Consider the following 18,322-nt stretch of genomic DNA (forward strand, 5'->3'; position numbering starts at 1 on the left):
CCGCTGCATTGCAGTCGTTCGACGCTACCGACTTTTGAGCCGCCATGGACGGGATAGACCAGCGCATCATCAACATCCTCCGGGCCGACGGGCGCATCACGAACGCCGATCTGGCCGAGAAGGTCGGGCTGTCTCCCTCCGCCTGCCTGCGTCGAGTACGGCTTCTCGAGGAGAGCGGGACGATCCGCGGATATTCGGCCCTCATTAACGACCGGGCTGCGGCACCCGAGACGGTCGTGATCGTCCAGATCACCTTGGAGCGGCAGACAGACGAGTATCTCAGGCGGTTCGAGAAGGCTGCCTGCCAATGTCCCGACATCCGGGAGTGCTATCTGATGACCGGAACGTCGGACTACCTTCTCCGCGTGACCGTCCCCGACGCGGCGAGCTATGAGCGCATTCACACGGACGTTTTGTCCTGCCTGCCCGGCGTCGCCCGCATTCAATCGAGCTTCGCGATCCGGGCCGTGATCAAACCGCCGGATCTTTAGCGATCGTTCGCGTGTCCCCCTCGGCTTTCCCTTGCGGAATTTTAAAGGGGCCGCCGTCGGCGGCAGAAAGTTCGATTCGGTCGAACTTTATGAAGCCTTAGCAAGGCAAAGACGCGAAGTCTGCGACGCTTCGGCAGGATATTCGCGACGATTTACGTCACCTTAAGTCATCCTTTGAGGTGCCCCCGTGCCACTTGTCCGTTCGACCTGCTCTTTCGTCGCTCGTTCACTCCCGCAGCCGATGGCTGCCGGCCGTTTCGGCGCGGTCGGCTTCGAGCCAATCGCCCGCTTGGGCACCCGCTTCCATTCTCAATCCACTCCTTCTTGAGGTTCAGGAACCACCATGCGCGTTCTCATTCTCGGCAGTGGCGTCGTCGGCGTCACGTCCGCCTATTATCTCGCACGGCAAGGTCATGAGGTGACAGTGGTGGACCGCCAGCCCGCCGCCGGAATGGAGACAAGCTTTGCCAATGCTGGACAGGTTTCGCCGGGCTACTCGGCACCATGGGCGGCTCCGGGCATTCCGATCAAGGCGATGAAGTGGCTGATGATGAAGCATCGGCCGCTGGTGCTCTGGCCTCGTACCGAGTTGCGCCTGTGGGGCTGGCTTGCCCATATGCTGGCCAATTGCACCGAAGAGGCGTATCGGCGCAACAAGAGCCGGATGGTCGCACTTGCCGAGTACAGCCGGGACTGCCTGCGCGAGCTGCGGCAGGAGACCGGCATCACCTACGACCACCGGGAGAAGGGGCTGCTCCAGCTCTTCCGCACGCAAAAACAGCTCGACGGAATCGGCGAGGACACGGCTGTCCTCGACGCCTACGGCGTGCCTTACGAGATCCTGGATCCCGCAGGATGCGTCGGTGTCGAACCGGCACTGGGTCTCGTCAAGGGCAAGGTCGCTGGTGGCCTGCGCCTTCTCGGTGACGAAACCGGGGATGCTCACCTGTTCACCCAGCGGCTCGCCGCGATCGCGGAGCAACTGGGTGTCCGGTTCCGGTACGGCACCTCCGTCCAAAAGTTGCTCACCGAAGGGGAGCGGATCTCCGGCGTGCAGATCAACGGCGGCGAGGTGCTCACGGCGGATGCCTATGTGGCAGCGATGGGCAGCTATACGCCCCATCTGGTGAAGCCCTTAGGGATCCACCTGCCGGTGTATCCGGTGAAAGGCTATTCCCTGACCATGCCGGTCGCCGATGTGGATGCGGCACCGGTCTCGACAGTGATGGACGAGACCTACAAGGTCGGGATCACGCGCTTAGGCGATCGGATCCGGGTCGGCGGCACGGCGGAACTGGCGGGCTTCAGCCAGCGTCTGCGGGCGCCCCGGCGGGCGACGCTCGAGCACTCGGTCACCGACCTGTTCCCGCAAGGCGGCGACGTCAGACAGGCCAGCTTCTGGACGGGCTTGAGGCCGATGACGCCGGACGGCACTCCCGTCGTGGGGGTAACGCGGTGTAGAAATCTGTACACGAACACCGGTCACGGTACCTTGGGTTGGACGATGGCCTGCGGTTCCGGGCGTGTGCTCGCCGACCTGATCTCCGGTCGTGCACCCGAGGTCTCCCACAAGGATCTCGCCGCCGATCGTTACAAGAATGAGTGGCGCTTCCAGGCCGCATGAGCTTCGCTAAAACTGATCCGCAAGAAAATCACCACTCGTTGTCGACTGCTCGAAGTTCATGGAGCAGTCGACAACCGACATTCGTCACTTTGCGGCGCTAGAATGTAGGTGGCGTACAGGCACTCACAACCTCGCAAGCCACCGGACCGACACATCGAAAGCGATGCGGTCTCCAGCTTTCGAAGTAATAGGCATCACCCGGCCCCAGGATCCGCCGCTCGCCTTCGACTGTGACCTCCAAGCGGCCGCTCAGGATGATGCCGCCCTCTTCGCCTTGATGCGTCAGAGGAACCTTGCCGGTATCTGCGCCGGGTTCGTAGCGCTCCTTCAGGATCTGGAGTGCACGGCCGAACAGGTTATTTCCCACCTGACGGTAGGAGATCTTACCCTTTCCGATCTCGACGAGTTCATCAGAGCGGTAAAATGCCTGCTTCGGCTTCTCCGGCTCCAGAGCGAAAAATTCCGCCAGCCCGATCGGGACTCCATCGAGGATGCGTTTCAGCGCACCGACCGAGGGATTGGTCTGGTTGGACTCTATCAGTGAGATCGTCGAGTTGGTGATCCCAGCGCGCTTGGCAAGCTCGCGCTGGGACAAATTATGTAGCCCCCGTACATACCGTAGCCGACTACCCAGATCGAATTCCATATCAGCACTGCGTCCGACGTGTTTCTGTTGTTTTGAATAAAGCAAACACGCCACTACGCATCAAGCAATATCAATAGCTTAGCCGATGATAGAAAAGGACTTGTTGGCTGCTCCCGATCATGGCCATGATCCAACATCGAAAGGATTTCGGTCATGAACGCTCCCCAACGACACAACAGCTTCCAGCTCGACAGTTACTGGATGCCCTTCACGGCAAACCGCCAGTTCAAGGCAGCACCCCGCCTGCTCACAAGGGCAGAAGGGATGTACTACACGAGCGATGACAACCGTCAGATCCTCGATGGCACGGCAGGTTTGTGGTGCGTCAATGCCGGTCACGGCCGTCGCGAGATTGCTGAAGCGGTCGGGCGGCAACTCTCGACGATGGATTATGCCCCATCATTCCAGATGGGACATCCGATCGCCTTTGAGTTCGCCGAGCGACTGGCCGCCATGGCACCGGGTGGGCCGAGTGCCGGTCTCGACCGTGTGTTTTTTACTGGGTCTGGATCGGAATCCGTCGACACTGCGCTGAAGATCGCCATCGCCTATCAACGCGCCATCGGCCAGGGCACGAGAACGCGATTCATAGGGCGCGAGCGCGGCTATCATGGTGTAGGCTTCGGGGGTATCAGTGTTGGCGGGATCCTGAACAACCGCCGCGTGTTTCCGCAGCTTCCGGGGGCCGACCATCTGCGGCACACTCACGATCCAGCTCGCAGCGCCTTCGTGAGAGGACAGCCGGAACACGGTGCTGAACTCGCGGACGATCTCGAGCGCCTGGTCGCCCTTCACGGGGCTGAGACGATTGCAGCCGTGATTGTCGAGCCAGTGGCGGGCTCGACTGGGGTCCTCATCCCTCCTAAAGGTTATCTCGAGCGCTTGCGAGCGATCTGTGACCGCCATGGCATCCTGTTGATCTTTGACGAGGTCATCACAGGCTTCGGACGTCTTGGCGCGCCGTTCGCGGTTGACTACTTCGGCGTCGTCCCTGATCTCGTGACAACGGCCAAGGGCCTGACCAACGGCGCCATTCCCATGGGTGCCGTGTTCGCCAGCAGGAAGGTGCATGATGCCCTGATGCAGGGACCTGAAAGCCAGATCGAACTGTTCCATGGCTACACCTACTCCGGACATCCGGCTGCTTGCGCCGCCGGACTGGCGACGCTCTCGATCTATCGGGAGGAGGGGCTGCTCACCCGGGCATCCGAGATCGAGGCTGACTGGCACGATGCAATCCACAGCCTGAAGGGCCTGCCGAACGTTGTTGACATTCGGACCATAGGGTTGATTGCGGGTATCGAGCTGGAAGGCCGTGCGGGAGCTCCGGGAAGCAGGGCGTATGATACGTTCGTTGACTGCTTTGAGAGAGGGCTGCTGATCCGGGTTACTGGCGACATCATTGCCCTGTCTCCGCCCTTGATCATTGAGACCGCTCAGATCGACGCCATTATTGACACCTTGTCTGATGCCTTGAAGCGGGTTGCCTGAACTGCGTGCTGGTTAACGGATCTGATTTTGGCACATAACGAATGGGGCCGTGTCCTAGTCAGGACACGGCCCTATGTCGTCTCGGCTGTGTTGAGTAGACAGGTTGTGCACCCGGCAAGCAAACACCTGCCAATAGGCGGGCGCATCTTCAAGCGAATACCGTGACTGCTTACGCGACGGCACCCTCGCGGGCCACGCGGGCGATGTCGAAACGGGCGATGCCGAGATCGGCCAGCTCACGGTCGGAGAGTTCCGACAGCTCATTCACGGTCTGACGGTAGAGCTTGTAGGCGCGGATCTTGGACAGGATGTAGGTGACGAACATGGAGTTTCCCCAGCAGGTGGCTGGTCACCGTGACCAGCGATCATTGCTCTTGTTGCAAAGAGGCATATAGGGATGCGCAGGCGCCCTGAGGAGCGGGGATTCCTGAGGACAGTTATGCTTTAGTAGCATAACCACCTGAGAGACGCTGAGTGCCCAGCGAGACTGGCGTAGGTTCCATAAGATATGTTATGCGAATATCTTCCTATAAACCGTGGAGCTATTAACCTCCTGCCCTGCTCATCACTCTTGTCGTGTTGATTCGGCTGTCATTAACGCTACCGACGTCCCGCCAACAACCGATAGGCATAATTTAGGTTGATTGTCTCAGGACAGTTTCTCATGCTTCATGCCGGACCTGAGTAGGAAGGGATCGTCGTCAAGACAATCTATCTAAAGTGCAAAATTCAACGTTTTCTCCACGCGAGCTCCTCCTTGCGAAAAGGTGGACGTCGGCTCTCTTCACGACCTATTCACTGAGCCTCTCATTTCTTGAGGCAGTTCCCTTATCTGCCATAGCCCGTACTGTGCGTGGCCTCACCGTGCTGACGGATATCGAGGGATATCGGTCCTCGCTGTCCGATGCGGGCGCTGTAGGCGTCGGCCGAAGCTACGACATTGTTCCGATCTCGACACACGGCGGAGTTTTCCACCCCAAGGTTACTGTCTTAACCGATTCAGACAACGTGGTCCGTGCAGCTATCGGATCCGGAAACCTCACTTTCGGGGGGTGGGGCTACAACACAGAGGTTTTAGACATCCTAATCCCTGGCGAGGACTCGAGAGCCTATGGGGATCTTGCGATGTTCCTTGAGGGGGTGATGGCCCTTACAGGGTCTGGCCAGCGTCTCGAGGCTACGAGAAAACCTGATCTCTCCCAGTTCGTGGACGCTTGCCGTAGAGCCTCGCTTGTATCTGGGTCCGGAAGCTCCCGGGTTCTGCATACGCTGTTCGGACCACTGGATGAACAAGTAGCTGGCATGGCGGATGAACTGGGTGGCGCCGTCTCACTGACGGTTGTCTCTCCATTCTTCTCGTCTCATCATGGAGTTGAGCGTCTCGCCGTTGCGCTCGGGTGCGAGAATGTCGCTGTGGCAGTGCCGCCGATAGCTCCTTCCATCTTTGACTTTGCGGGAGCTCGTAGAGCGGGTCTCGAGGTGACACCCGTTACCTGTGAAACGTTCAGTGATACGCGGTCGCTTCATGCCAAGGTTTTTGACATCGCATGCCAAAAGGGCCGTCTGCTGGTAAGCGGCAGTGGCAATGCCACCACGGCAGCGCTCTCGGGCGCAAACGTCGAAGCGATGGTCGCAAGGATCGTCGACCGGTCGACCTCGCTCGGATGGAGGCCCTCGGGAACGCATGAGGGGGCGGCAACCGGGGAGCGATCCCCTGACGCGACGTCATCACCCTGCATCGTGGCGCATTTCGATGGACGAGAGATCATTGGCCGAGTCTTCGGGGTTCCTAATCCAAGCGGTGATTGGATTGCCTACCTCTCTTCCGGAACTCGCAAATCGGCCGCGGACATCGTTGCAATCGGCCCAAGCGGATCTTTTCGTTGTGCCCCTCCGAAGGACATGGACCCGATTACATTGTCAGCATCGGCCCAAGTCATTCTGGAGCGAGATGACGTTGAAGTCCGTGGCTGGCTGATGCTGGAGAAGCTCCTGGACGCCATCCGGGAGAAGGGACCGGTTGCACGATCTGTCGCCAGGATGCTTAGCGGCTCTGACACTCCCGCTGATGTCGCTGCTGTTCTCGAGTACCTTGCTCAAAACCCATCGTCGCTGATCAAGGCAGCAGAGAGACAGGAAGGCGGACGGGTCGATAGATCTTCCAAGAGGGCATTGCCAGAGATATCGATTTCGGCCGATCAGATCGCACCTGTCAGTGCTTTCGACATGCCGTCGACATGGTCGGGAGGGAGGACAAGCACAGCCTTTGACAGCTTGCTTGATGCGCTCGTTCGTCATTTCGCGAACTCTATTCCCGGCCCTACAGATGATGCCGGGGACGACGAGGACGACGGACTCGATGAAGCTCCAGCCAAGAAGTCTACCAAAACCACGCCAGGCAAGATTGGCAAACGCGGCCAGAGAATCCCAGTATTCTTGGCCCGTAAGGCATTCGACAACATGTTCACGATGCTGAAGGCGAGGCCCGTTGGTCCAGAAAGGGCTCCAGGTCTTCATGTCCTGTTCGACATGATCATCCAAATAGCTCCACGATCAGATCAACCTGAGGAGCTGACGCTCGACTGTTTGCGCAGGTGGATGTCGCTGGCCCTAGGGTGTCGGACAGGAGGAGAAGGGGTTGACGGTCTCGACAGGGCAGCTGCTGCGATCGTTACCAAGTGGGCAATGGACGATCCTGAGAATGCAACCGGCTGTCATGCGGCCCTCCAGCGGTGGTTCGGACGGGTTCTGGATGAGGATATCATCCGCGACCTCGAGCCCGATCCATTTGGCCTCGATGAGCGACGCCTTGCACCTGATGCAACGGAAGCCGGATGGCACGCAGCATGGACATCAGTTATCCCTACGACCACCCCATGGTTTGCTGCCAACGCCCTCTACAAGGCCCTCCGCAACGGAGAGGCCATCGAAATACCGCGAGAGGCAACGGCGGACGAGATCGACATTCTCCGACGCGTCGCGTCAGGCGACGCCAAGGCAAACAGGGTAGTAGCCATGCAAACCCGCCCCAGCAAGAAGATTAACTGCCCCGCATGTCACATTGCGCTCTCGGCGGTGCAGCAGGCCCGCCTTGTTAAGCACAGGCTAGCGAGCTGCAGCAACACGTTTTGCAACAAAGTTATTGTCGACCTTTCGTTTTGAGAACCCGATGTCCCTGACGCTCCAACAGATCGATGAAATGCTGGCTTCGGCCCCCGGCTTCCGAGTCGTCGGTCCCATCCAAATTGACGAGAGTGGTGTGGATCCCATCGGGTTGAGACAGTTAAATCTGGATCTTATGGATGCAACGGTTCCGGGTATCAACAATGTGACCGTTCATGTCCGTCCCTATGCATTCATGGCGTGGGCGTGGTGGAAGGCGGGGATCGTCGCAACAGAGAACGGTGAGATTCAGCCTCAAAAGATGAGGGATCTCGTCATGCGCTATGAGGCAATGTACGCATGGGCGCATTCGCTCGCGGAGCATCCGCTTAGAGGCGTGGGAGTTATCCGTCGCTATCTTCCGCTAAAGGGATCCGAAGAGGCCTTTATCTTTACTGGAGAAAAGTGGGAAACGCTCAAGGGGAGGATGACTAGCCTGATGGCGCCCACTGAGTATGGCCCTTCTATCAAGGCACTTCGCTGGCTGGCTCCTAGTGACGGTGGCACATTTCGCCGATCCCTTGAGGTTGAATCCGCAGTAATGGCGATCGAGAAGATCGTGGCCGAGCACGTTCCTCAAAGTCTTCTCGCCCTCAAAGCCCCAGCAGCGACGTGGGAAGACGTGTTTCCATTTGCGGAGTACCTTCACATCACCAAGCCTACAAGAGAGGAACGAGATGCGTTTCGGTTCCTTTTTTACGAGGCGGGCGCTAAACCCCAGGCTCCGAGGGAGATTCAACGCAGGATGGCGACGATCGATCTGCTTCGAGGTATTTTCTCGAAGGAAGGCTATCCAATCGATCTTCCGACCGTTCGTAGGCGCCTCGCAACAGGATGGCTTCCTGCCGATTGGCAAGACCACAAGTCAGACATCCAAACATCGTCTGTGCTCCTTTCAATCCTTCAAGCCCGTCAGCTTCAACGTCTCGCTATCGAGTCGATGATGATGTGGGTCGAGCGGAGTCTCGCGACCGAAGTGGCCAAGGCGCAACCCACTGAAGACCTCGCGGCAGCAGCCGACGCGGCGGCGAAGAAGGCCGATCCTCTCGTTCTGGCAACTCTGAGGGTTGGGGAGTACATGGATGCCGTGGAGAAATTGGGAGCGGAGGTCGGATGGCCGAGCGCAGCCTCCGATCCCGAGACGGATGTTGTTGGACTGATGACCCGCATCTACGCCGCCCAACGTAAGGACATATTTGTCCTACCCGGCCTGTGCCTTAGGGCTTTTGCCGTTGTCAGAGCTGTGACGAAGGGCGTCCGTGAAATGGAAATTCCTGAGATTGTTGGAAAGTCCCTCGATGCAAGGCTGGATCGCTTTCCAATGGGAGCGATGTCAAAACGAATCGACGCTGTCGCTGACAAGTCCCTGATGTATCTGTGGCGGGACGTGATTGAGCACTGGATCATCGCGCAGCATGTTCACTGGTCTGCGGTACGAGGAGTTGACGGTAAGAAGCGCCTTAGGATCGGACTCGAGGGCGACGGGTGGATCCGTGTGAGGCCTAAGCCGAGTTCAGGGTTCAACGCGACGCCGGATCGCCTATTCACGTTGTTGTCACTAGGAACCGAGTGTGGGCTGTTCACGAGTACTGAGGACAAGGGCACTACGTGCTTCGGGGTGACGACCTGAAGTGCCGATCTGACGTGACTCCCGAGAAGATGCGGATCCCGAGACGAAGCTTCGGAAAGACCAAGGAGAGGCCAAGAAGCGGTTAATGTATGGTTGGTCCTGGTCTCACCGATGCTGGTTTAGTGCAATTTGCGTCTGTCGCATCGCGGCTGAGCCAGTGACTCAATTGTAACTAACTTACACGTGGCCTTCCCCACAACTTGGGCAAACAAGGTGGGGACGTTAGCGCTAAAACGTGGGGAACTCGCCCTCCGCTCATTTTGAGCCGAGGGCGTCAATGTCGTCTCAAATTTCTATGCGGACGGACGAGCCCCCTACCCTCTCCGAACGCCGAGCGATTCTGGGGACCCGACCGGAATGGCTGCAAGTCCTTCCGCTCGCATACAGGATACGGTTGACCTGCTCCTTCAACCCGGCTGTGGGGTGGGGTTCTGTCGCAAACTCGGTTTTTACTTGCCTATACTAGCGAGCTGGCGCTGACCGGCTGTTGTAGAATCAACGGCTTAGCGCCGCCGCCATGACCGAAAATCGCGCTGAAAAATGCCTATAGTTCGAGTTTGCGACAGAACCGGGCAAAGACGATGTGCTGGTTCGATACCAAGGCCGACTGCATCGCAAAGTCCAGAATGATGACGCCCACCACGAGGCCGATGAGGGAGGTCCAAAGGCCGAACACGAGCCAGGATGCAAAGGTGAGTGCCGCGCCCAGCGCGACCACCGGGGCTGGCCCCCGGACATCGGCGAAGCGGCCGGCCAGCGGAGCGGCGAAGATCCCTATGGCGCCGACGATGCCGAACAGGCCGGCCACGTCGGCACCGAGGCCAAAAGGCGGTCCCTGGAGTCGAAAGGCTAAGATGGTCCAGAAGGCGGTGAAGGCGGCAAAAATCAGGGATTGGGTGAGTGCTGCCAGCCGCAAAGCCGGAAATTCGCGCCACAGGTGTATGATCGAGCCGAGCAATCTGTGATAGCCGAGACGCGAGACTGGTGGAGTGTGCGGCAGGACGGCCATCATCAGCGCCCCGGCCACTAGGGCCATGGGTACCCCAAGCCAGAACATGGCTCGCCAGCCGCCATGGGTCGCGACGAAGCCGGCGAGCGTCCGGCTCAGGAGGATCCCGGTCAGGATTCCGGCCAGGATCGTGCCGACGGTGGCACCCCGGCGCTCCGGGGCGGCAAGATATGCAGCCAGCGGGACGATCTGCTGGGCGACCGTCGATGCGATGCCGAGGAGCAGGGAGGCCGTCAGGAGCGAGGCTGCATTTGGCGCAGCCGCCGCCAAGGTCAGGGCAGCGGCCAGGACTCCGAACTGGACCACGATCAATCTTCTGCGCTCAAGGATATCGCCGAGAGGCACGAGAAGAGGGAGGCCGATAGCGTAGCCGAGTTGGGTTGCCGTCGGCACCAGTGGTGACAGGGGGCCGGGCAGGTCAGCCTCAATGAGGCCGAGCATGGGCTGGTTGTAGTAGATGTTGGCGACCGCGATTCCGGCTGCGGCGGCCATGACGAAAATGACCGAACGGGTCACGATGGGAGAGGGACGCTCTGCCTCTTCAGGTTGCTTCATTGTCCATGCCCTAAGTGTATGGAAGGGTGTTCGGAGCAGAATCCGCTTACTGGCCCGTCTAGTGTGATGAGAGCAGCCTTTCCTTTCGGCTCAGCGTTCTCCCGACCCATCATGATCCATGCCCTTCCGTACCATCAGATGGAACGGCGATCGCGAACCCGTTTAGCGTCATCGAGACGAAAAGGTAGCGGCCGAAGAGCCATATGCGGAGACCGGTCATCGATCACGGATCCGCCGTGACGAGGCTCTCCTGAAGCGGGGCCGTAGCCGCAACTGCATCGACAATGATGTCGGCAACCGCCTCCGGCATTGACAGCAGCGACATATGGCTGGCGTTCAGCTCCGTAGTTTTCGCTTCCATCCTCGCCGCCAGCTCACGCTGGAGATCGACGCTCACAGCCCGATCCTCGGTCGAGACAACATACCAATTCGGTCGTGCAGTCCACGCAGCCTCGGTGACCTGTTCTCCGAACGTGGTCTTCGCCAATGGGGCCTGAACGACTGCCAGCACACGCGCCTCATCCTCCGGCAGGTCTTGGGCGACATCGTGCACGAAACCGTCGACACTCATGCGCAGGAAATTCGTCCCCTCCTCTTTGATCCGGGACAGCCCCGGCGGGGCGGCATGCGCCCCGACCTGGTCGCCGACCGACTCCCCGGCCTGAGGCGCGAAGGCCGCGACAAAGACGAGCGCCTTCACCTTGGGGTCAACACCCGCCTGCGTGATCACGGCGCCGCCCCAGCTATGTCAGACAAGGACGACCGGACCCTTGACGGCGTCCAACGCCCGCTGCGTGGCGGCGACGTCCTCGGCCAGCGACGTCGTTGGGTTCTGGACGGCAACAACTGGGATGCCCTTGTTCAGGAGGAGGGGAATGACGCGCTGCCAACTGGACCCGTCCGCCCAGGCTCCATGCACCAGGACGACGGTCGTTTCTGAACGATCCATTGGATACCCCTAAGATGGAATGGGTCCGAAGAGGGCGGGTTGAGGCTCAGCCTTTCACGAAGGCGAGCAGATCCGGGTTGATGACGTCGGCATGTGTCGTCAGCATTCCATGCGGGTAGCCCTTGTAGACCTTGAGAGTGCCGTTCTTCAGAAGCTTTACAGACTTGAGCGCGGAGTCGGCGATCGGGACGATCTGGTCGTCATCACCATGCATGACGAGCGTCGGCACCGAGATGGCCTTGAGATCTTCCGTCTGGTCAGTCTCCGAGAAGGCCCTGATGCCGTCGTAATGGGCCTTGGCCGAGCCAATCATACCCTGGCGCCACCAGTTCTGGATCACACCCGGATATACCTTAGCGCCCTCGCGGTTGAAGCCGTAGAACGGTCCCGTCGCCACGTCGAGGAAGAGTTGGGCCCGGTTGTCGGCGACACCCTTGCGAAAACCGTCGAACACCTCGATCGGCAAGCCTTCCGGATTCCTCTCAGTCTTGAGCATCAGCGGTGGAACGGCGCTCACCAATACCGCCTTAGCGACGCGGCCCGCGGGCTCGCCGTGCTTGGCCACATAGCGGGCAACCTCGCCGCCGCCCGTTGAGTGGCCGATGTGGACAACGTTCTTCAGGTCGAGCGCTTCGACAACCGCGAAGGCGTCGGCGGCGTAATGGTCCATGTCGTGGCCCTCGCTGACCTGGGCCGAGCGGCCGTGCCCTCGACGGTCATGGGCAACGACGCGATAGCCATGCTGAAGGAAGAACAGCATCTGTGCGTCCCAATCGTCGGAACTGAGAGGCCAGCCGTGGTGGAACATGATCGGCTGGGCATCCTTCGGGCCCCAGTCCTTGTAGAAGATTTCCGTGCCGTCCTTGGAGGTGATCGTCGCCATGGTGAGCATCCCTTTCGGTGGGGTTGGTGGTGTGGCCGCTTCCGGTGAACCCGGCAGTGCGAGGGAAGCGGTGAAGGCCGCTGCCGCCGCCAACGTGTCACGGCGGGTCAGGGAGATGGGAGAACGAGGGGGGGCGGACATCGGGACTTCTCCTGGGTCAGGTTGTGGTGGGCTTCCCGCGCGGCTTGTCGATGCCGAGGAAGTGCTGCACCAGGGGCTCGTCCAGTCCCTGGTGGAATCGGCGCGCCTGGGACTGGATGTCGGCGTCGCTCTTCGACACGCGCCTGTGCTGGCGTAGGTGTTCGGCCCAGGACTCGACGAAGAACCACTCCACTAGGCGTTCCGGATCGGCGGCGTCCTCGGAGATGCCCCAGGCATAGGCCCCGTCCCGGCGCCGCTCCTCGGCAAGCCGGTACAGGGCGGCGAGGAAGGCCGGACGATCCTGCGGGAGGATCCGGTAGGTGATCATAATCATCACCGGACTGCGATCATGGGCGACCGGCTCAGCGATGGCTGGCTCCGGCCAATGCAGGGAGGGCGTGAGGTCGCTTTCGCCTTTCGGCAGCGGTGCTCGATGGGCCAGGATCCCACTCAAGGCCAGAGCGACGCCAGCGACGATCAGGGCCGCGTCTGTGCCGGTCTCCTGGGCCACGAGACCCCAACCCAGGCTCCCCGCCGCCATGGCGCCGTTGAAGGCGGTGAGATAGATCGCCAAGCCACGGCCCCGGATCCAATTCGGCAGGATGGCCTGCATGGTTCCATTGAGGGTGGTCAGCATCGTGATCCAGGCCGTCCCGAGCACGAAGGTCGCGAGCAGGCCCACGACTTCGAGATCCGTCAACGCGAGAAGGATAGTCGCGCCTGCGGTGACCAAGGTTGCGGCCAGAACCAAACCGTCCTGACCTAGGCGCGCCCGGGCGCGGGGCATCACAAGGGCGCCGCAGATCGCTCCGGCTCCGACGCTGCCGAGCAGGAGACCATAAAAGCCTGGACCGCCGCCGATCTCCTGGCGGGCCACGAGTGGCAGCAGCGCCCAGACTGCGCTGGCAGAGCCGAAGAACAGAACCGTGCGCCAAAGAATCCGGTGAAGGCTCCGGCTGGCGCGGGCATAACGGAAGCCTGCCCGCAGGGCTCCACCAAAATGCTCACGCAGACCGGCTTCGGCATCGGCCTCCCGCCGCCACCACAGGAGGGCGGCACTAACAATTGCATAGGTCAGCACATCGACGCCGTAGACCGCTGCCGCGCCAAGCGCCGCCAGGACGAACCCGCCAAGCGCCGGGCCGATAGAGCGGGCGATGTTGATGCCAAGCGAATTGAGCGCCACGGCTCCCTTGATGTCGGCCTTGGGCACCAGCTCCGGCGTGATTGCCTGCCAGGCAGGGGTCGCCAGCGCAGCCCCTGTGCCACCGAGGAAGGTGAGCAGGACTAGGCTCTCCACCGTGACATTGCCGGTCCAGGCCAAGAGGGCGAGAGTGGAGCTGACGAGGCCGAGGCCGACCTGGATCACGATCAGGAAGCGGCGGCGGTCAAGGATGTCCGACAGGACGCCGGCGGGAATGGCGAAGAGAAAGACGGGAAGCGTCCCAGCCGCCTGGATCATCGCCACGGCGGCGGGCGAAGCCGACAGGTCCGTGACGAGCCAGGAGGAGGAGACATCGCGCATGAAGGTGCCGATGTTGCCGAGCACGGTCGCGGCCCAGATCACCGCGAATAGGCGGTGGTGCAGCGGTGCGAAGGTGCCGGGAGGAGGGGCGGCCCCATTGGCTAGGGTGGTTCCGGTTCCGCTCATCAGCGCGGTCCTGCGCCGTTGACGAACAGGGCTGATACGGCCAAGCCGCCGACGATGGCAACATGCTCAAAGAAGGTGGCGGTCTGACGGCCCCGATCCAGACCCTCGAACATCCAGAATGGATGCGCCAGGAACGTCGCGAGAGCCGTGAACACGGCGAGGATGCCGGCTCCGAGCCAGCAGAAGCGGCGCGTCAGGAATAGGACCGAGCCGCCGAGTTGCGTGACGATGACGGACGCAGCGACGAGAACGGCCGGTTGCAGCCCGAGACCCGCAACCTCCCCGGTTGTGCTGGCAAAGTCGATCAGCTTGACGACGCCGCTAATCAGGAACGGCGAGGCCAGGGCAAGCCGGGCGATGAAGGCGGCGCCGGGCACGGCCAGCACATGGGCGATAGGGCGGGGGACGGTGACGTCATGCATGGCACATCTCCCTCAAAAGGCCCAACAGGAGCAGCCGAGCACGCCCCAGAACGAGCGGGCGTCGGAGGTTGACGTGTTGGCGCCCCAGGCGCTGGCATGCGCGTGGCCATGCACGCCGCAGGAACTGGCACAGGCGCAGGCTGCCGCCGCGAAGGCGTACTTGCGCGCCTCGTCACTGCCGGCCCGCTGCTGATAGCCGCCAAAGCTCCGCACCGGCGACCAGTCCGGCATGGGCGGGGGCAGGGAGGGCGCAAGATCCTTGAACTCGGCGTCGCCATGCACGACCTTGCCGCCGAGCAGCGTGAGAACGGACGTGATGTCCTGGATCGCGTCCTCCGGCACGGCGAAGTAGTCGTCGGACAGCACTGCCAGATCGGCCAGTTGGCCTTGCCGGATCTGACCCTTCTTGCCGGCCTCGTTGGAGAACCAGGTGTTGGCCTCCGTCCACAGCCGCAGGGCACTCTCACGATCCAGACGATTGGCTGCTGGATAGAGCGTCAGCCCTCCCAGCGTCTTGCCGGTCACAAGCCAGGACAGGGAGATCCAGGGATTGTAGGAGGCGACGCGGGTGGCGTCCGTGCCGGCGCCCACCGGCACGCCGGCGTCCAGCATGCGCTTGATGGGCGGCGTGCGCTCCGCCGCCTTGTTGCCGTAGCGCTCGACGAAGTCCTCGCCCTGGAACGCCATGCGGTGCTGGACCGCGATGCCGCCACCCAGGGCCGCGATGCGGTCGATGTTGCGGTCGTCGATGGTCTCGGCATGGTCGAAGAACCAGTGCAGGCCGTCAAAGGGAATGTCCCTGTTCACCTTCTCGAACACGTCGAGCGCCCGGGTGATGGTCTCGTTATAGGTGGCGTGCAGCCGCCACGGCCAACGGTTCTCGACCAGGAGACGGACGACCGGCTCAAGATCCCCCTCCATGTTCGGCGGCATCTCGGGGCGCTCGACCTTGAAGTCCTCGAAGTCGGCGGCGGAGTAGACCAGCATCTCGCCCGCACCATTGTGGCGGTAGAGATCGTCGCCCCGGCCCGGCTTGACCTGTTTGGACCAGCTGTCGAAGTCCTTGAGCTCCTCCTCCGGCTTCTGGGTGAACAGGTTGTACGCGAGGCGCACCGTCAGGTGCCCTTCGCGGTGCAACTCCTCGATGATCCGGTAATCGTCCGGATAGTTCTGGAAGCCGCCGCCGGCGTCGATCACGCCGGTGACGCCGAGGCGGTTGACCTCGCGCATGAAGTGGCGCGAGGAGCTCTTCTGGTACTCGGGCGGCAGCTTCGGGCCCTTTGCCAGGGTGGCGTACAGGATGGTGGCATTGGGCCTAGCGATCAGCAGACCTGTGGGGTTGCCCTGAGCATCGCGCTGGATCTCGCCGCCGGGAGGATTGGGTGTGTCCTTGGTGTACCCGACAGCGCGCAGGGCCGCGCCGTTGAGCAGGGCGCGGTCATACAGGTGGAGGATGAAGACGGGTGTGCCGGGCGAGACGGCGTTGATCTCGTCGAGCGTTGGCAGGCGCTTCTCGGCAAACTGGTGCTCGGTGAAGCCGCCGACCACGCGCACCCACTGCGGCGCCGGTGTGCGGTCCACCTGCTCTTTCAGCATCCGCATGGCATCGGCCAGGGAACGCACGCCGTCCCAGCGCAACTCCATGTTGTAGTTGAGGCCGCCGCGGATGATGTGCATGTGGCTGTCGATCAGCCCCGGGATGACGCGGCGTCCCTTGAGGTCGATCCGCTGCGTGATCGGTCCGGCGAGAGGCATCACCTCCTGTTCGTCGCCGACGGCCGCGAAGCGTCCGTCCCGGATGAGCAGCGCCGATGCTTCGGGCTTCTGACGATCGAGCGTAGTGATCTTGCCATTATGAAGGATGAGATCAGCGGACGTGTTCATGAATTGCGCCTCGGTCCATTCAGGAAGTGAAAGCCCGGCCGCCAATGCACCAAGCCCGTTGACGACGCTGCGTCGATTGAGGGAGCTCACCATTGCAGTTCTCCGGCCGGGCGCGATCCTATGCACTTCCGGTGGTTGGGAAGGGTGAAGCGGCGCGGAATCATGATGCCTTACTCTGCCCTTCACCTGCCCGTCCGGAGGGCCTGCCGCCTTGCGGCAGGTGGCCGAAGACGTGCGGACGGAGCTGATGCAGCCAGGACTCTGCCGGCGATTCCTTCTGCCAGATGCCCTTGAGTAGCGGCGGGATCTGCTCTCCGACGAGAATGCCGAGCAGGCCAATCAAGGCGACCACGGGCGGCGCCGGAGAGCGCACGTTCAGCATGCTGTAGATGACGCCAACCAGGAGGCCGGCCCCAAGCGACATGAGGTAGATTCTCATTGCATCCTTCCTAATGAATGCTTGGGGAGGGCGGCGCATCGGCATTGATGCGCCGCCAACTCGCGCAGAGACCGATTAATTGTCTGCCAGGCTTAGGCAAACCAGCCCTGAACCAGATTATTCAGCGGCCTGAGCGTGGGAACCCTCGCTCGCGCCGAACATCGTCTTGGCGTAGATGATGCCGAGCCCATAGGCGCCGCCAAACCTTTTCGCGATACCGGTGGTCATGTCGTAGGTCTCGGTACGAGCCCAGTCGCGCTGGAGTTCGAGCAGGTACTGCAAGGATGTCATAGGTCTGGCGCCTGCCTGGATCATTCGCTCCATCGCCCGCTCGTGCGCCTCCTCCGAGACGTCGCCGCAAGCATCGGCGATGACGTAGACCTCGAAGCCTTGATCGATCGCTGACAAAGCCGGGCCTACGATGCAGACCGACGTCCACAGACCCGACAGCACGATCCGGTTCTTACCTATCTCGTTGATGCGTTCGATCACGGTGGCATCTTCCCAGGTGTTCATCGACGTGCGGTCGAGAAGAGCCTGCCCTGGGAACGCGTCGGTAATCTCAGTGAACATTGGCCCAGAGAAGCTCTTCTCGGCCACTGTCGTCAGGATAGTCGATACACCGAAACCCGCCGCGGAGTGGGCGACGAGCGCCGCGTTGTTGCGCAGCATCACCGCGTCGATCGACTTGGTCGCGAACGACATCTGCGACTGGAAGTCGATCATGATGAGCGTGTGGTCCTTCGGTGCGACGAGCTGTGCGCCGGGGGTCGGTGTGGCATTGGTGGTCATGGTCTTCTCCTTCGTTGAGCAGGATTTGCGGCATCATGGGATGCGACAGGAGGCTTCTTCAGGCCCGGAGCACTCCTCTTCCGTGCCGCCAGATACGCAGGTGACTGATACGATGTCTGTTCTTGCCCGGCTGGGCCCAAAGTTACCGCCCTTGGGATCCTTTACCCACAGGCCCCTCGGAATGATCGACGGCCGATAGGATGCACGATAGAAGCTCATCCGCCTCCAATGGCTTCGCGATGTAGCACTTGATGCCTTCCCCCAGTGCCTGTGGGCGGATGCGATCCTCGGGATAGGCTGTCATCAGGATGGTCGGGATCGTAAAACCAGACGCGGCGAGCTCTCGATGAAGCTCGAACCCGCCCATCCCAGGCATCCGCACGTCCGTGATCAGGCAGTCCATCTTGTGCAGATCCTCCGACCCCAGGAGCGTGGCCGCCGAGTCGAATTCCGCAGCAGCAAACCCCAATGCTTTGACCAGATCGACGGTGGCATCGCGGGCGGATTCATCATCATCCACGATCGCGATCAGCAAGTCGCCCACCCTCTGGCC

The 18,322-nt window shown here is 61.3% G+C and carries 15 protein-coding genes and 1 pseudogene; 5 read left to right on the forward strand and 11 right to left on the reverse strand.

Features of this window, described 5'->3' with window-relative positions:
• Positions 1-44: 44 nt before the first annotated feature.
• Both E4K09_RS26495 and E4K09_RS26500 read left to right on the forward strand, forming a co-directional pair.
• Positions 45-491, forward strand: a complete 447-nt coding sequence (locus E4K09_RS26495; RefSeq protein ID WP_134500628.1) for an Lrp/AsnC family transcriptional regulator — start codon at positions 45-47, stop codon at positions 489-491.
• Positions 492-834: 343 nt separating this feature from the next.
• Positions 835-2,115 (forward strand): D-amino acid dehydrogenase, encoded by a 1,281-nt coding sequence (locus tag E4K09_RS26500; RefSeq protein ID WP_134500629.1) that lies wholly within the window; start codon positions 835-837, stop codon positions 2,113-2,115.
• 97 nt (positions 2,116-2,212) lie between these two features.
• Here the strand turns inward: E4K09_RS26500 and E4K09_RS26505 are convergent, their stop codons facing one another.
• On the reverse strand, positions 2,213-2,761 hold the full coding sequence (locus tag E4K09_RS26505; protein ID WP_134500630.1) for a cupin domain-containing protein: 549 nt from the start codon (positions 2,759-2,761) through the stop codon (positions 2,213-2,215).
• A gap of 153 nt (positions 2,762-2,914) precedes the next feature.
• Between E4K09_RS26505 and aptA the strand changes: the two genes are divergently transcribed.
• Positions 2,915-4,252 (forward strand): omega-aminotransferase AptA, encoded by a 1,338-nt coding sequence (gene aptA, locus E4K09_RS26510; protein ID WP_134500631.1) that lies wholly within the window; start codon positions 2,915-2,917, stop codon positions 4,250-4,252.
• 169 nt (positions 4,253-4,421) lie between these two features.
• On the opposite strand, the gene E4K09_RS26515 is transcribed toward aptA, so the two are convergent.
• Complete coding sequence (locus tag E4K09_RS26515; RefSeq protein WP_134500632.1) at positions 4,422-4,577, reverse strand: DUF1127 domain-containing protein; 156 nt, start codon at positions 4,575-4,577, stop codon at positions 4,422-4,424.
• A 539-nt stretch (positions 4,578-5,116) separates the two neighbouring features.
• On the opposite strand from E4K09_RS26515, the gene E4K09_RS26520 reads away from it, so the two are divergent.
• Positions 5,117-7,414, forward strand: a complete 2,298-nt coding sequence (locus E4K09_RS26520) for a phospholipase D-like domain-containing protein (RefSeq protein ID WP_134500633.1) — start codon at positions 5,117-5,119, stop codon at positions 7,412-7,414.
• A gap of 7 nt (positions 7,415-7,421) precedes the next feature.
• A complete protein-coding gene (locus tag E4K09_RS26525; protein ID WP_134500634.1) occupies positions 7,422-9,044 on the forward strand; it encodes a hypothetical protein in 1,623 nt (540 codons plus the stop codon).
• A gap of 544 nt (positions 9,045-9,588) precedes the next feature.
• Here the strand turns inward: E4K09_RS26525 and E4K09_RS26530 are convergent.
• The 9 genes and pseudogenes from E4K09_RS26530 to E4K09_RS26570 form a co-directional block, all read right to left on the reverse strand.
• Positions 9,589-10,608: an MFS transporter gene (locus E4K09_RS26530; RefSeq protein ID WP_204985796.1), complete on the reverse strand. Its 1,020-nt coding sequence runs from the start codon at positions 10,606-10,608 to the stop codon at positions 9,589-9,591.
• A gap of 223 nt (positions 10,609-10,831) precedes the next feature.
• Positions 10,832-11,557, reverse strand: a pseudogene (locus E4K09_RS26535) (alpha/beta fold hydrolase).
• Between the two features lie 46 nt (positions 11,558-11,603).
• Complete coding sequence (locus tag E4K09_RS26540; protein ID WP_425293888.1) at positions 11,604-12,440, reverse strand: alpha/beta fold hydrolase; 837 nt, start codon at positions 12,438-12,440, stop codon at positions 11,604-11,606.
• 157 nt (positions 12,441-12,597) lie between these two features.
• The gene (locus E4K09_RS26545; RefSeq protein ID WP_134500636.1) at positions 12,598-14,232 is read right to left on the reverse strand and encodes an MFS transporter; all 1,635 of its coding nucleotides are present in this window, start codon (positions 14,230-14,232) and stop codon (positions 12,598-12,600) included.
• Positions 14,232-14,654: a DoxX family protein gene (locus tag E4K09_RS26550; protein WP_134500637.1), complete on the reverse strand. Its 423-nt coding sequence runs from the start codon at positions 14,652-14,654 to the stop codon at positions 14,232-14,234. Before E4K09_RS26550 ends, E4K09_RS26545 begins: the two co-directional genes overlap by 1 nt.
• A gap of 12 nt (positions 14,655-14,666) precedes the next feature.
• Positions 14,667-16,538, reverse strand: coding sequence for an amidohydrolase (locus tag E4K09_RS26555; protein WP_134500638.1), 1,872 nt, complete (start codon positions 16,536-16,538; stop codon positions 14,667-14,669).
• A 160-nt stretch (positions 16,539-16,698) separates the two neighbouring features.
• Positions 16,699-16,977, reverse strand: coding sequence for a XapX domain-containing protein (locus E4K09_RS26560; RefSeq protein ID WP_134500639.1), 279 nt, complete (start codon positions 16,975-16,977; stop codon positions 16,699-16,701).
• A 117-nt stretch (positions 16,978-17,094) separates the two neighbouring features.
• Positions 17,095-17,769, reverse strand: coding sequence for a hydrolase (locus E4K09_RS26565; RefSeq protein ID WP_134500640.1), 675 nt, complete (start codon positions 17,767-17,769; stop codon positions 17,095-17,097).
• Between the two features lie 142 nt (positions 17,770-17,911).
• Positions 17,912-18,304 (reverse strand): response regulator transcription factor, encoded by a 393-nt coding sequence (locus E4K09_RS26570; RefSeq protein ID WP_244610707.1) that lies wholly within the window; start codon positions 18,302-18,304, stop codon positions 17,912-17,914.
• Between the last annotated feature and the right edge of the window lie 18 nt (positions 18,305-18,322).

Origin of the sequence: Microvirga pakistanensis (assembly GCF_004458765.1) — a bacterium.
GTDB classification, from domain to species: domain Bacteria; phylum Pseudomonadota; class Alphaproteobacteria; order Rhizobiales; family Beijerinckiaceae; genus Microvirga; species Microvirga pakistanensis.

What these genes read in the sequence shown, in the direction of transcription:
- E4K09_RS26530 (WP_204985796.1), bottom strand. Translation starts at nt 10,608, where the DNA reads ATGAAGCAACCTGAAGAGGCAGAGCGTCCCTCTCCCATCGTGACCCGT.
- E4K09_RS26550 (WP_134500637.1), bottom strand. Translation starts at nt 14,654, where the DNA reads ATGCATGACGTCACCGTCCCCCGCCCTATCGCCCATGTGCTGGCCGTG.
- E4K09_RS26515 (WP_134500632.1), bottom strand. Translation starts at nt 4,577, where the DNA reads ATGTTCGTCACCTACATCCTGTCCAAGATCCGCGCCTACAAGCTCTAC.
- aptA (WP_134500631.1), top strand. Translation starts at nt 2,915, where the DNA reads ATGAACGCTCCCCAACGACACAACAGCTTCCAGCTCGACAGTTACTGG.
- E4K09_RS26500 (WP_134500629.1), top strand. Translation starts at nt 835, where the DNA reads ATGCGCGTTCTCATTCTCGGCAGTGGCGTCGTCGGCGTCACGTCCGCC.
- E4K09_RS26555 (WP_134500638.1), bottom strand. Translation starts at nt 16,538, where the DNA reads ATGAACACGTCCGCTGATCTCATCCTTCATAATGGCAAGATCACTACG.
- E4K09_RS26540 (WP_425293888.1), bottom strand. Translation starts at nt 12,440, where the DNA reads ATGGCGACGATCACCTCCAAGGACGGCACGGAAATCTTCTACAAGGAC.
- E4K09_RS26560 (WP_134500639.1), bottom strand. Translation starts at nt 16,977, where the DNA reads ATGAGAATCTACCTCATGTCGCTTGGGGCCGGCCTCCTGGTTGGCGTC.
- E4K09_RS26525 (WP_134500634.1), top strand. Translation starts at nt 7,422, where the DNA reads ATGTCCCTGACGCTCCAACAGATCGATGAAATGCTGGCTTCGGCCCCC.
- E4K09_RS26565 (WP_134500640.1), bottom strand. Translation starts at nt 17,769, where the DNA reads ATGACCACCAATGCCACACCGACCCCCGGCGCACAGCTCGTCGCACCG.
- E4K09_RS26505 (WP_134500630.1), bottom strand. Translation starts at nt 2,761, where the DNA reads ATGGAATTCGATCTGGGTAGTCGGCTACGGTATGTACGGGGGCTACAT.
- E4K09_RS26495 (WP_134500628.1), top strand. Translation starts at nt 45, where the DNA reads ATGGACGGGATAGACCAGCGCATCATCAACATCCTCCGGGCCGACGGG.
- E4K09_RS26545 (WP_134500636.1), bottom strand. Translation starts at nt 14,232, where the DNA reads ATGAGCGGAACCGGAACCACCCTAGCCAATGGGGCCGCCCCTCCTCCC.